Genomic DNA, 486 nt, shown 5'->3' with positions numbered 1-486 from the left:
CGCTGATGACCGTCCGGGGCGTTCATTGCTGGTGCGCAGTTCCGGCATGCATGCGCCACCCGCTGGGAGCGAGGTTCATGTGTCGACCATCGGCCATGCTCATGTACTGAGCGAACCTTAAGCTTTTGAATCGGTAACGGGCGAGAAACGAAATCGCCCCCGAATATAACAATTCAAAAAAACAACTAAGCAATGCAGCGCAAGTCCATCAAGGCAGACACTTCTGTACGCCTTTCCCTACAAAAAATGCGATGAGCCGGTAGAAGCCTGAACAGTGCCTGTATGGGCTTGAAATAAAACGAATCACCTACCGGTTTTTCATGTTCCTTTCACAAAATCGCGCTTACCCTCAACGGATCACAGATGGCGTCTTGATAGCGTCCAACCCGTCGGGCATGACAAGCAAAGTCAACCGATGTAATTTGTCACAAATTACTGGCAACTGCTTGATGCCGCTTTTGTTTTAGCGTCTACGCTGATGTTGGA

The 486-nt window shown here is 49.8% G+C and carries 1 pseudogene; it reads left to right on the top strand.

From position 1 onward, the window contains the following. Nucleotides 1–121: pseudogene (locus AC1DLB_RS31965) on the top strand (ABC transporter ATP-binding protein); the annotation flags it as partial. Nucleotides 122–486: the final 365 nt, after the last annotated feature.

This window comes from Pseudomonas sp. 05N434, from assembly GCF_056396965.1.
The sequence above is the reverse complement of the archived record's forward strand: the minus strand, read 5'-3'. Positions and strand labels throughout refer to the sequence as shown.